At 42.4% G+C, this 13,698-nt stretch carries 9 protein-coding genes and 2 other annotated features; of the genes, 2 read left to right on the top strand and 7 right to left on the bottom strand.

The window, feature by feature from the left end; all coding sequences use genetic code 11:
- Nucleotides 1-218: 218 nt before the first annotated feature.
- Entirely contained in the window at nucleotides 219-1,163 is a 945-nt protein-coding gene (locus tag EHS13_RS11420; RefSeq protein ID WP_155700475.1) for a zinc dependent phospholipase C family protein, read from the top strand.
- Between the two features lie 27 nt (nucleotides 1,164-1,190).
- On the opposite strand, the gene EHS13_RS11415 is transcribed toward EHS13_RS11420, so the two are convergent.
- The 6 genes from EHS13_RS11415 to EHS13_RS11390 form a co-directional block, all read right to left on the bottom strand.
- Nucleotides 1,191-2,450: an MFS transporter gene (locus EHS13_RS11415; protein WP_155700474.1), complete on the bottom strand. Its 1,260-nt coding sequence runs from the start codon at nucleotides 2,448-2,450 to the stop codon at nucleotides 1,191-1,193.
- Between the two features lie 67 nt (nucleotides 2,451-2,517).
- Nucleotides 2,518-3,840: a replication-associated recombination protein A gene (locus EHS13_RS11410; RefSeq protein WP_155700473.1), complete on the bottom strand. Its 1,323-nt coding sequence runs from the start codon at nucleotides 3,838-3,840 to the stop codon at nucleotides 2,518-2,520.
- A gap of 265 nt (nucleotides 3,841-4,105) precedes the next feature.
- Entirely contained in the window at nucleotides 4,106-4,864 is a 759-nt protein-coding gene (locus EHS13_RS11405) for a tRNA threonylcarbamoyladenosine dehydratase (RefSeq protein ID WP_155700472.1), read from the bottom strand.
- 14 nt (nucleotides 4,865-4,878) lie between these two features.
- A complete protein-coding gene (gene aspS / locus EHS13_RS11400; protein ID WP_155705309.1) occupies nucleotides 4,879-6,669 on the bottom strand; it encodes an aspartate--tRNA ligase in 1,791 nt (596 codons plus the stop codon).
- A gap of 7 nt (nucleotides 6,670-6,676) precedes the next feature.
- On the bottom strand, nucleotides 6,677-7,930 hold the full coding sequence (hisS, locus tag EHS13_RS11395; protein WP_155700471.1) for a histidine--tRNA ligase: 1,254 nt from the start codon (nucleotides 7,928-7,930) through the stop codon (nucleotides 6,677-6,679).
- Between the two features lie 56 nt (nucleotides 7,931-7,986).
- Nucleotides 7,987-8,237: a binding site (T-box leader), on the bottom strand.
- 110 nt (nucleotides 8,238-8,347) lie between these two features.
- On the bottom strand, nucleotides 8,348-10,204 hold the full coding sequence (locus tag EHS13_RS11390) for an arginine--tRNA ligase (protein WP_155700470.1): 1,857 nt from the start codon (nucleotides 10,202-10,204) through the stop codon (nucleotides 8,348-8,350).
- Between the two features lie 48 nt (nucleotides 10,205-10,252).
- Nucleotides 10,253-10,478: a binding site (T-box leader), on the bottom strand.
- Between the two features lie 310 nt (nucleotides 10,479-10,788).
- On the opposite strand from EHS13_RS11390, the gene EHS13_RS11385 reads away from it, so the two are divergent.
- Entirely contained in the window at nucleotides 10,789-11,070 is a 282-nt protein-coding gene (locus EHS13_RS11385; RefSeq protein ID WP_155700469.1) for a hypothetical protein, read from the top strand.
- 74 nt (nucleotides 11,071-11,144) lie between these two features.
- Here the strand turns inward: EHS13_RS11385 and EHS13_RS11380 are convergent, their stop codons facing one another.
- Nucleotides 11,145-13,064 carry an FAD-dependent oxidoreductase gene (locus tag EHS13_RS11380; protein WP_155700468.1) on the bottom strand — a complete coding sequence of 640 codons (1,920 nt, stop codon included), beginning with the start codon at nucleotides 13,062-13,064 and terminating at the stop codon, nucleotides 11,145-11,147.
- Nucleotides 13,065-13,698 lie beyond the last annotated feature (634 nt).

The following is a 13,698-nucleotide window of genomic DNA, read 5'->3' as shown; positions in this document are numbered from 1 at the left end:
ACCACTATGTATAATTACATTAACGTTAATGTTATTCTACAACAAGATTATCATTAACGTTAATGTTTTTCAATCAAAGTTTTGTTACCGCTTTCATTTTTTTCGAATTCTCAAGCCTTCGGAGTTCTTTTTGAGTAAGCCCAACTTATATTTCCCCTTCTATTTAGTAAATGGTATCCTAATCATAAGGGATTACAACTTAAAAGGGAGCCTAACCAATGCCGAATATATGGGCGCACTTGATTTTTGGACAGGAAGTTCTGCAAGAGCTTCAACTAAATCACATCCTGGAACAGCCGAAGCTGCTGAATACATTTAATTTGGGCTGTCAGGGGCCGGATTTTTTATTTTATCATAATTTTTGGCCATGGCAGCGAGATAAGAAGATGAATAAGCTAGGCAGCGCGATGCATAGCACAGAATGTGGACCTAATCTCGTAGAGATGGTTCATGCCGTACAAGGTAAGAGAATGGATGACCCTGCACTGGTTTATGTGCTCGGCTTTCTAATGCACCATGTGCTGGATCGGAATATGCATCCATATGTATTTTATCGCTCGGGATTTAAGAAATGGGATCATCAGCATTTTGAAGTTGCCATGGATACCTTGATTGTGAAACGAAAGCTTAATCTGGAAACCTGGAAAACGCCTGTTTGGAAGCAGGTTTATATCGGGGATCAGATGCCAGTGGGAACCTTACCGATGCTCAATCGAATTGCCCAGCAATTGTATCCAGAGCTAACCAGCGAGGTACAGGAAACAGATTGGAACAAGGCTTACCAGGATATGATTCAGGCTCAGAAAATATTTCACGATCCTAGTGGAATCAAACGTATCCTAACTTTTAATCAAATAGAACCTATGGTTTTTAAACGTATTCTCACACATCACGATTATTTAAATGAAGCTCGTAAAGAATGGTTTCATCCCGCACTGGAGAATCAATCCTACACTTCAAGTGTTTGGGACATGTGGAATCCTGCATTAACGGACGGCATAACTGTCATGCGCGTGGCGTTAAACTTTCTCCAAGAAAACAAGCAACAAAAAGAAAAAGACGACCAAGATCTGCAAGCAGCCATTGGCAATCTTTCTTATGAAACAGGACTCTCTTGTGAAGAAGGACTGGAAATTAAATATGCGGATCCCAGCTTCTGGTGATCGGGATGGAGCGATTTAGGCGGAAGCTTAGATCGCTTCTTTTGCGCCTTTTTCGAGATTGACTTTCATTAGCAGCAGGATCCCTACAGCAAAGAATAAGAAAAGTGAAAGGATTCCAAATCGTGCTGAGCCCGTAAGCAAACTAACCATTGAGAAAACAAACGGACCTAATATAGAAGAAAACCGGCTGGAGACGTTAAGGAAGCCAAAAAATTCAGACGAGCGCCCCTTCGGGACCATCTGGCTAAAGATCGATCTGGCAATCGCTTGGCTTCCCCCTTGCACCAGCCCAACCATAAATGCAAGTATGTAGAAGTGTAAAGCACTGGTCATAAAATATCCTAAAATGACAATCAGCATATAAACGAATAAGGATATGTAGAGCGAGCGTTTGGAGCCAAGGCGTTCCGCTATTTTACCGAATATTAGCGTAAAAGGAATTCCAACGAATTGAGTGATGATTAGTGCTGTAATCAAATCCGAGGTTTCAATCCCAATGGTTTTACCGTATGTCGTCGCCATTGTAATAATCGTATTAATTCCATCATTAAAAAACCAAAAAGCGACAATAAACTTAAACAGCTCCGGGTATCGTGAAATATGCTTTAAAGTACCCCATGTACGTGCGAAAGCAATCGCTGTATACTCTTTAACTTTCTTACCCGTGTTCAAAGGTATATCTTTTACCCGCCTAAACAACGGGAGTGAGAATACAAACCACCAAACCGCCACAGTGATAAAGGCTACATGAACACCTACGAGTTTATTTGGAAATCCGAAAACTTGAGGTGTCTGGATCATTACTAGATTTACAATTAGCAGCAAGCCTCCACCAATATAACCAAAAGCAAATCCTTTGGAAGATATCATATCTCGCTTTTCTGGAGGTACCAAATCTGGTAAAAGAGCATCATAGAATGCAGATGAACTGGAATAACCAATTGACCCGATGATAAATAATACCGACGCTAATATATAATCACCCTCGCCTATCAATGCGAACAGTCCAGAAGCTAGTATTCCCATTAAAGAGAAAACACGCAGGAAGCGCATTTTGGTTCCGGAATAATCGGCGTATGCACCGAGAATTGGGGCTATTAGGGCTGCGATCAGCATCGCGATTGTCTGAGTAAATCCCCAATAGGACAAAGCAAGATTCGAATCTCCTAATGTCAATGCAGCCGTATCCACATAAAAAATCGGCAGTACTGCAGCCATCATTGTCGTCGCAAAAGCCGAATTCGCCCAATCATAGTAAATCCAAGCACGGACCTTTTTGTTATCCATATGTTCCTCCTAGCAAAATACCTACGTAAAATTAAAACCTAATCTATCGATTTAACCTCTTACTCTATCATCGGTTTGGAGCGCTCGGTTTTTTACGTGTTGCTTGGTTTTGCTTCATTTTTTCTTCCATGCCTTGCTCGGAAGCTATGAAAAAGCTTTCCTCCTGCAATTCATCCGGCAGATAGGTTTGATCCACATAATGATTCGGGTAATTATGCGGGTATTTGTAGCCTTTATGGCCAAGCTTCTCTGCCCCGCTATAATGGGTATCGCGCAAATGCATCGGCACCTCAGCCGACTTCATCCGATCCATCGCTTTCATCGCACGGTCAATGGCGATCGGGATCGCATTGGATTTAGGGCATTCAACTGCGAAGAGAATCGCCTGAGCAATGATGTATTTGGACTCTGGGAAGCCGATTTTGTGATAGGCGTCCATTGCGGTGACGGCCTGGACCATCGCCTGCGGGCTGGCAAGGCCAATGTCTTCGCTGCATGCGACGATAAGCCGGCGCAGGAAGGTCATCGGGTCCATGCCAAGCTTTTCCACGGCATAGAGGAACCAGAACAAGGCGGCGTCGCTTGAGCCGCGCACGCTTTTGTGAAAGGCCGAGAGCACATCGTACTGCGTGGACTCGTCCGCTTTCACCGTCGGACGGCGAATCGATTCCTCCGCTACTTCGAGCGTGAGTTGGATCGTGCCGTCCGGCTGGGACGGCGTTGTGAGCGCTGCGAGCTCCAACGCATTGAGCGAACGGCGGATATCGCCGTTTGCCATGCGGGCGATGTGCTGCAGCGCTTCTGGCTCTGCCATGAGCGGCAAAAAGCCCAAGCCGCGCTCACGGTCTTCGAGCGCGCGGCGCATCGCTATCAGCGAATGCTCATGCGTCAGCGCCTTCAGCTCAAACAGCGTTGAGCGCGAGAGCAGCGCTCCATTCACATGGTGAAACGGATTCTCCGTCGTTGCCCCAATAAAAATAATAATCCCCTGCTCAACCGCAGGCAACAACGCATCCTGCCTTGCAGTATTAAAGCGATGGACTTCATCTAGAAAAAGGATCGTTTTCTTGCCATAAAGCGATTTATTCTGCTTAGCCACTTCGATAACCTCGCGAACATCCTTAACTGTTGCATCAACCGCATTAAGCTTGATAAACTCCCCTTTGGTACTATTGGAGATGACATGAGCTAGCGTAGTTTTTCCAGTTCCTGGTGGGCCATATAGTAAAATCGAGCTCACCTGATCCGCAATAATGGCACGACGCAGCAGCTTCCCCGGTCCTACAATATGCTCTTGCCCTATATAATCATCCAACGTTGTTGGACGAATTCGATCCGCCAGCAGCTTGCCTCCCGTATCCTGAGAGGACTGATAGGTAAATAAATCCATAACGCTTACACCCCAATTCATATAATACCTAAAAATCGTATCACAGTTCCCTCTAAAAACCAACAACTAGCCTTCAAGAATTTATGCCAGCCATGCATTCTATTTGAGCGTTATCCCTTTGCCTCAGCATTCCTGTAAGCCGTTAAATTTGGCCTTTTTATCAACGACTGAGCTTAAGGGATAACGCTCAAAAGAAATAAACCACCTGATCTCGCTTTCCATTAATCAAAGGAAAGGAATATCAGGTGGTTCATACTGGTTCAGCTTATGCCTTCTTTTCAGCTGCTTCCAACAAATCTTTTATTACCGCACTGACCATGATAAAGCCAGCTACTGGCGGTACATATGAATTACTAGCCGGAGGTTGCTGTGCTTTGCGTCGATCAGGTGCATTTTCTGGAACGATTTGCTCCGTAACATCCTCACGAGGCTTAACCGGTATTTCGGTTGAGAAAACAACCTTAACGCCTTTTTTAATGCCTTCTTTACGCAGCTTCGTGCGAATGACACGCGCCATAGGATCCATGGAGGTTTTCGAGATATCCGCTATCTTAAACTGCGTTGGATCGGTTTTGTTCGCCGCTCCCATGCAGGAGATAAGCGGGATTTTTCTAGCTAAACATTCCTTGATCAAATGAATTTTATAGCTAATCGTATCCGATGCATCCACTATATAATCCAATGGATAAGCGAAAACCTGCTCACAGGTTTCTTCTGTATAGAACATCTGCAGTGCTACAGCATCACATTCCGGATTGATCAATGCGATCCGTTCCTTCATTAACTCTGTTTTTTGCTGACCTACAGTCGTCAATAATGCATGCAGCTGACGGTTGATGTTCGTAATATCCACTACATCTTTATCAATCATGATAATCCGTCCGATTCCACTTCGAGCTAAGGCTTCAGCAGCAAAAGATCCCACCCCGCCAATACCAAGCACAGCTACTGTACTATTCTTCAGCACATCCAGCCCTTCTGGACCGATAGCCAGCTCCGTTCTAGAAAATTGATGAACTGCCATTCAAACTCACCTCGTTATACTAATGCTTCCTTTTTAGGAGCCACTGGCTTCAATGCCAATTTAATCGAAAGCATCTCTAATTGACTATCATCCACTTCACTTGGCGCATCCATTAACAGATCCGTTGCACTTGCCGTTTTCGGGAAGGCAATCGTTTCACGTAAATTAGTGCGTCCTGCAATCAGCATTACCAAACGGTCAAATCCAAAAGCAATTCCGCCATGCGGAGGTGTTCCATATTCAAAAGCTTCCAATAAGAAACCGAATTTCTCGTTTGCTTCTTCTGGGCTAAATCCTAATGCAGCAAACATTTTCTCCTGCACTTCACGCTTGTAAATTCGCATCGATCCGCCGCCAACCTCATAACCATTAAGCACTAAATCGTAAGCTAAGGCGCGAATTTTACCTGGATCCGTATCAAAATAATGCACATCTTCTTCATTAGGCCTAGTGAACGGATGATGTTCAGCAACATAACGTTTCGCATCTTCATCATAGCCAAGTAATGGGAAATCTACGACCCATGCGAATTTGAATTGCGATTCATCGATTAAGCCTAATTCTTTACCAATCCTTAGACGCAAAGCACCTAATACGTCCGTAACAACTTTCTTCTTGTCTGCTGAGAATAACAATAGATCACCTTCTACTGCATCTACACGTTCTTTAATGGCTTCAATGTCTGCTTCGCTAAAGAATTTAACGATTGGACCTTTCATTTCGCCATCCTTCATTTGGACCCAAGCTAAACCTTTGGCACCATAACGCGATGCAAATGTACCGAGATCGTCGATTTCCTTACGACTCCAAGAAGCACAGCCCTTGGCATTCAATACCTTTACTTCACCACCGCCAGCAACTACGGAAGCAAAAACTTTAACTCCACATTCTGCTACAATATCGGATACATCCTTCAGCTCTAAGCCAAAACGTAAATCTGGCTTGTCTGAGCCATATTTATTAATCGCATCTGCATAGGTCAAACGCTGAATCGGCAATGAGATCTCTTTGCCCGTTGTATCACGAATCAAACGAGCCACTAGCTGCTCCATCAGCTCCTGCAGCTGATACTCTGACATGAATGACGTCTCAATGTCTATCTGTGTAAACTCTGGCTGACGATCTGAGCGCAAATCTTCATCACGGAAACAACGTGCGATTTGATAATAACGCTCTAGCCCAGCAACCATCAATAATTGCTTGTAAATTTGCGGGGATTGCGGTAAAGCAAAAAACTCACCTGGATGAACACGGCTTGGAACCAAATAATCACGCGCACCTTCTGGTGAGCTTTTCGTCAAAATCGGTGTTTCCACTTCGATAAATTCATTAGCATCCAAAAAATCACGGAAAATCTTCGAAGCCTTCGCACGCAGCACCAAAGTCTTCTGCATTTCTGGACGACGCAAATCCAAATAACGATATTTCAAACGCAAAGACTCATCAATTTCAATGCCATCTTCGATAAAAAATGGCGGGTTTTTCGCTGCATTAAGAATTTCAAGCTGTGTCACCTGAATTTCTAGATCACCTGTAGCTAGGTTTGTGTTTTTAGTTTCTTGGGCGCGTTCAACAACTTTCCCTTTAACAGCCAATACGAATTCGTTACGTGCTTTATCTGCAAGCTGTAAGGCTTCACCTGAAAAATCAGGGTTGAATACCAATTGAACAATCCCGCTGCGGTCACGTAAGTCAATGAATAAAACCCCGCCTAAATCGCGTCTTACTTGGACCCACCCGTTTAATGTTACTGTTTCGCCAACCTGTGATTTGTTAATTTGACCGCAATGATGTGTTTTGAGCATGGACATTTTATATTTCCTCCTTCATTCTGTTTACAAATTCGTCTAAGCGATAAGTTACTTGCTGGCCTGTTTCCATGGTCTTAACAATTATCTCACCTTTTTGCAGCTCATCTTCACCTAGAATAGCCACATAACGAGCGTTGAAGCGGTCTGCCGACTTCAGCTGCGCCTTCATTTTACGACCTACATAATCCTTCTCAGCAATATGGCCATTCTGACGCAATTGGAATAATAGTCTTACTGCCACTTTTTCTGCTTCATCACCCATGGCTACCAAATATATTTCTAATGGCTGTGCAATCGGTAATTCAACCTCTTGCGCCTGCAGAATCAACAAGGTTCTTTCCAAACCAAGACCTAAGCCAACTCCTGACTGATCATTCCCGCCAATCGAGCCAACTAGCCCATTATATCGGCCACCGCCGCCAATCGTATCAATAGCACCAATCCCGTCAGCTTTATATTCAAAAGCTGTATGCGTATAATAATCCAGCCCGCGAACTAAGCTTGGATTAACGATATAGGGAATGTCCATTTCAGTGAGATAAACCAACAGCTTGTCAAAATGTGTCTGACTTTCCTCATCCAGATACTCAAGAATCGTCGGAGCTCCCTTTACCAGCTCCACATCTTTCTTGCAATCCAGAATTCGCATTGGATTTCGCAATAACCTAGATTGACAATCCTCACAGAGTAGGTCCTTCATTGGAGTGAAGAATTCTACAAGCTTCGCTTTATAAACTTCTCGGCAAGCTGGAGTTCCCACAGAATTGACTTCGACACGAACATCCTTCAAGCCAACCTCTTTATAGAAACTAAGACCTAAAGCGATCACTTCAGCATCAATACTCGGATCCGTAGCCCCAATCGCTTCGATCCCAAACTGATGGAGCTGACGATACCGTCCAGCCATTGGGCGCTCATAACGAAACATCGGCCCCATGTAATAAAGCTTGTTGATCTCGGTTTCCCCATGCAGCTTATTCTCGACATAAGCCCGCACCACGCCTGCAGTACCTTCAGGACGTAAAGTAAGGCTGCGATCGCCTTTATCCATAAACGTGTACATTTCTTTTTCAACGATATCTGTTGTTTCCCCGACACCACGTATATAAAGCTCAGTATGCTCGAATATAGGCGTACGAATTTCTTTATAATTGAAGCGTCGGCAAAGATCTCGCGCCTTATCCTCCATATACTGCCATTTCTCCGAAACACCCGGCAGAATATCCTGCGTCCCCCGCGGCTTTTGTATACTCATTGCCATCACCCTTTCGCTAAAAAATAGAAAAATCCCCCGCCCCTAGCTATATAATAGCCAGGGACGAGAGATTGAACATCCAATCACCCGTGGTACCACCCAAATTCGGAATCCAACATATTTCCGCACTTTACGGTTAACGCCCGCTTACGCATAACAGCTAATGAATGAAATCCTTACGGATTCATCGTTCACAGTATGTTCTCCAGGAGGTCTTTTCACTCGTTCAACAACGGAAGCTTGCAGCCTAAGGCTTCCTTCTCTGGTGTTGCGAATCCGAATTACTTTGTCCCATCAACGAATCACTGATCTATTGAATAAACTTGTATTGATTTTAATATTGCTGGCAGCTAATGTCAAGCGCAAATGACAGGTTAGTTTATAATTTGGCGGAATTCATGTCGAATGGCTAAGATTTTACATTTGTTTAGGCGTCGGCATACCTAATACTTGAAGTGCTGTTTGCAGCGTTTCCTGAAACAATTGGGTCAGCCATATACGAAGCTCTATTTTATGGGCAGGTGCTTTAAGAATGGGACAGGTGCTATAAAAGTGATTAAACAAGTTGGCAAGCTCAAAGGCATATCCACATATCAAATGGGGTGAAAGCTGATTAACTGCCGATTGAAAGGATTCTGGCCAATAAGCGATTTGCCTCAACAAATGATATTCCTGCACTTCGAGACCAGCTAGAATTACTTGCTTTTTGGCACCTGACAATTGTATTTTTGATGCTTTGTTCATAATACTAACAGCTCTCGCATGCGCATATAAAAGATATACGCCGGAGTTCCCCGAAATCTCAGTAGCTTGCTGTAAATCGAATACAACCTCCGTCTGCAAATGATACTTCAACAAATAATAACGAATCGCCGCCGCTGCAATCGCTCTGCTCGAAAGGCCTTTGTTTCTCTTACGCTTCTGCTGAATAATAATCTCCATCTGATCCAATAACTCAGACACCTTGATCCCAATCCCTTGACGCCCAGACATCGCATAAGCGCTTTTACCGCTCGATACATCAATGCCAATCCCCGCTGCCGTTTCTGGACTAAGTGAAACTACCCCATAACTTACGTGCTTTAATCTTCCGGCTTGCTCACTGAAACCAAGCACCTCTAAAGCAAGCTTAACCATAGTCTGGGGATATTCCTGTCTTTGATCAATTACATTGATCACCACATCCGCTTGCCCAATTTTCTTCTTAATCCCTTGCGGGTCAGTTGACCACACGCGATCCGTAAATTTTTTATAAGTAAAATCCTTGTTAAGCAGACCAAACTTCCAGAGGTGATAAGCAATATCTTTAGCTGTATAGGTTAGAATTCCATTGGACCTTACCAGCACTTTATCTGCTTGAAAATTGGAATCAGCATTCGTTTCCAGTTCATCCGGATTCTTCAATACCCAACAGCCTTTTAACTTTCCATTGCTTACTTTATGAAACACTTGAGTTTGCTGCAGCAAGGCAAACGCACTCGCCCAAAAGCCTTCTTTGACAATATTGCTTTCCCAAACCAGGACATCATAATGAATCCCGAATTGCTTCATCTCTTCCAATTGCTCACGCACAATTTTCTCAGCAACCAAAGATCCGACCCAAGCCAGATTGGAGTGGCCCGCTTCTAAGGAATGCAGCACCTTAGTTCTTTCTTCCTGTAGATCCGAATTAACCTTATAAGCTTGATTTACCTCTGCATAAGTCTCCCAGCAATAATCACCAAAACGTGTGAAAGACTGCTCTGTTTTCGTGTGTAGAATGCCTACAACCGTATCCGCTAATTGATTTCCTAAATCATCGATGTAGTTATGAACCTCAACTTGGTTGCCTGCAAAAGTCAGCATGTGAGCTAACGCATCACCGATACAAGAATTCCTTAAATGCCCAATATGGGCTGATTTATTGGGGTTAATCGATGTATGCTCAATTAAAATCTTTTCTTTAGTTGGAATCGATGCTTTAAACTCTCTAAGCGCCCACACCTGCCAATCCACATAAAAATTAATAAAGCCCGGTGCAGCAACCGTTATTTTATAGAATAATCCGTCCAGTATTTCGGCTTTTTCAAGATTAGCTTTAATTTCATTAGCAATTTGTAAAGGGGATTTTCTCAGAACCTTTGCTAAGAGCATGGCGATATTAGTGCTATAGTCTCCATGATCCGTATGAATAGGGTGCTCAATACTGAACTGTGGGCAAACAGCATTCTCATTTTCCGTCAGCAGCTGATCGACTTTTTCTTTTATCACGCTCGCAAGCCAGATATGGATCATTTTCAAACCTCCTTTTTATTTGGGTAACACAAAAAGCCCTCGCCTCAAATAAGAGACGAGAGCTATATATTCCCGCGGTACCACTCTAAGTGCTAAACCCATTTAAAGAAGCTTAACCACTCATCTGATAACGGCATTTACCGGATCTTCCTACTTATTGGTTCAGAAGATCATTTCCTGAGTCCGCTTCATCCAAAACGTCTGTACCGGATCTCACCTTTCCCGGCTCGCTGTGACTCTCCGTCTTGACTACTGTCTCGTTCATTAATTTTTTCACTATAAAGTTTGTGAAAATACTTAGCTCATTTATACAGCAACTTGTGAGAATAGTCAAGATAAAGGACACAAAGAAACCTACAACATTAGCTGTAGGTTTTAAAAAATATATATTCTAAAAGGGGGGTTAATTAGTATTATAGGCTTCAAACGTTAAGGAAGTGTGAGTATTCGATTACAATTATATTACAATTAATAAAACGCTTTCTTTAATATATTTATTCTAGTTTTTGTTCTAAACTATTAATCTAGCGCATATATATTAAATACAAGGGTTACACCTTGATTATATGTGTGGAGGGATTCGAATGAGCAACGAAGAAAGCTTTGCGACACAAGAGCCTGTAGAGGTAGTTTTAATCAGTGAAGAAGATGGAGACGCAATCGAAGCTGAAGAAGAAGTAGCAGCTGACGCTGAAGAAGAAATTGCAGCGGATGAAGAAGCTTCTGATGAGGAAGTAGCGGAAGAAGAAATCGCTGCTGACGAAGAAGATGCTGAAGAAGGTGCTGAAGAAGTCGCTGCTGATGAAGAAGACGATTCAGCTGACGAAGCTGATGCTGAAGCATCCGACGAATCTAGCGAATCGTAGTACCCTATACATAAGCAAGAGCCAATCCTAATGAGAGTTTCATTAAGATTGGCTATTTGTTTGTGCAAATCTACTTATTCAAAATGCAAGTCTACCTTAGCTGCTAGAACATCTTTTAGAATCATATAAAGATTACCGTTTGTTAGACTCTCTTTATTCTTAATAGAATTCAATGTAGCTTTTGAAACCAACTTCATTTCTTGTAATTTGCCCAATGCTTGATCAAGCGAGGCGGAAATGTTCAATGCACTAGAGATGGTATAACTAACTTGGTTTAAACTAGCAGGTACTTTATCCGGTAAGACCATATTTAATTTAGCAGCTGAAGGATCTCCTGTGAAAACTTGTGGATACTTTCTTTTAGCAGCTAAGTACTCATTAATAACCGTTTGCGCATTAGCTGGTTTATCCAGACCGAAATCATTTCCATAGCTTCCATAAGCAGATCCTATATATACAGCAACCTTTAGTCCTTCGTAATCTTTGTGACTCATGTAATCTTCCTTAGGTGCTTTATAAGGCTGCAAATCCATGCCTTGTTTATTCAGAAGACTTTGCATAAGTACAATACTATCTTTTGAAGCACTCATTTGTCTAAACGTTAACTTGCGATCCTTCGCTACTTTTGCAGCAGCACCCGCGGCTTGTCCTTCTGCCATCCCATTTGGAATCACACGAGCACTTCCATGAGCTAATGTATCGTAACTAGCAGAGCGACCAACTACTAATATTCCATCCACTTTCAGAGGAACAATGCTGCGAAAAGGAATCGCATATTTATAAGGGTCGAGTACAACTGCAGCTCCACCACCAGATCCTGGTGATGATGGCTGGATATCTCCCTCGTATGAACCAAATCCAATTCGGTCCCAATGGTCCTTATTCTCCAGTAAATCAACAATAGTAAGACGGTATTCACCTTGCATATGTCTCGTCTCTCGAACGTATAATTCTGGAGCTATTCCATCCAACTCCACAGATGCAAACTCAGGATACATTTTCTTCATAAAATCCAAAACGTGGGGTAATTCTTTCTTAGCTTGTTCGACCGCCTTATTACGTGAAGCTGGATCAAGAGGATCTATTTGATAAAGAAGTAAAGAGTTTAATAAAATGGTATTGTCATTCTGTCGACCAATATTCAGCCCTCTCATACTTGCAAGCTTTGGATCAACGGCTTTATAGTCATACATTCCCTTATATCCCCACGCAGAGGTCTCATCTGCTCCTGGGCCACCCGTGCCATCATTTAAGCGTTTTTTAATTTGCTCCCAAACCTCTTTTGTTACATTCTTTAAACGGAATACAGCTGTAACCGCCATTTGTGCTTTGCTGTCACCTAGATCCTCTCGACCGATTGTAAACGGAACCCCAGCTGCATAGGCAATATCAGCATCCTGTGTGGCATCTATTATTGCATCGGCTCGAATGGATTGTTTAGTTCCATTTTTTAATGTAATAGTCAAACCTGTAACTGTAGAATTCTTCATTTCAGGTACTATAGTCTTAGTCTCTAATAGTACATCAATGTTTTTTTCTTTTTTAACCAATTCATAAAAGGCATTAGCAGCTGTTCGCACATCAAAGGATTTACCTTCTATCCTACTGTACCACTCCGAAAAAATCCCCTCATTTAAATAGGCATGCTTTCCAGCAAGAACAGATTCTTTAGCATAATCATAATTGAGATCAATACTATTCAACCAGCCTAATGTCATTAAACCACCCAAAATTTTACGGTCCCTGCCATCTACCAGCAATGTCTTCAACCCATTTCGAGCTGCAGAAACGGCTGCTGTAATTCCTTCTGGGTCTGTTCCAACGACGATAACATCGTATTTATTCTGAACCTTAGCAACGGACTTCACTGTCAGTAAAGCCTGCAATGTCTGATCCACATGTTTCTCGTGATTAGCACTATAGATTAACCATCCGCCTCCAGATGAGATCAATACAACAACCGTTATGAATACAATTAACCAATTTCTTAGCATTCTACACCTCAGCTATTTCATAATTTGGAAGCTACTCTCCCATTAACTATGTTAGTTTAACATATTAGCTGCGGCAATTGAAAGCAAACGATACAGCTGAACTGTTTGGTTTGTTTGAATGCACATTTAGCTCAACGAGATGTTTTTCGGGGGATGTATTTAATTGGCATGGAATTTACACCCTGAATAAACGGTGCTTCTTCCTTTAATTTATCTGTTTGTGTCGTTATAGCCTCATAATAATTATTTAAAAGCATGCAGTTTCCTGTTTCTTGGATACATGTTGCTTTAGCGGATTGTCGCATGTTTATCATATCCCTTCGCATTATGCTGAGAATTAAGAATACTTGTAATGTCCCCAAACACAACAAAAAATAACCCTCGAGAGGGTTATTAGACTGATAAAAATAACTGATCATGCCTTGTAGGTATGAAAAGGATTTAGATATTCTATATGCACAAAAACTGTGCTAATGCTCATACTAACCGATTCAAATGGGTTGTTAAGCATAAAATATGTGCTAATTCTTCGGCAGCCGACACTAAAAACCTTGATTTCGTTCATATTAGCACAATTCTTGTGCGTACACATTGCAAGGAGAGATAAATTAGGAGCATAGGCACAATTGATGTG

Source organism: Paenibacillus psychroresistens, from assembly GCF_009728935.1.
Classification (GTDB): Bacteria; Bacillota; Bacilli; order Paenibacillales; family NBRC-103111; genus Paenibacillus_AC; species Paenibacillus_AC psychroresistens.
This window is presented reverse-complemented; position numbering and strand designations above follow the sequence as displayed.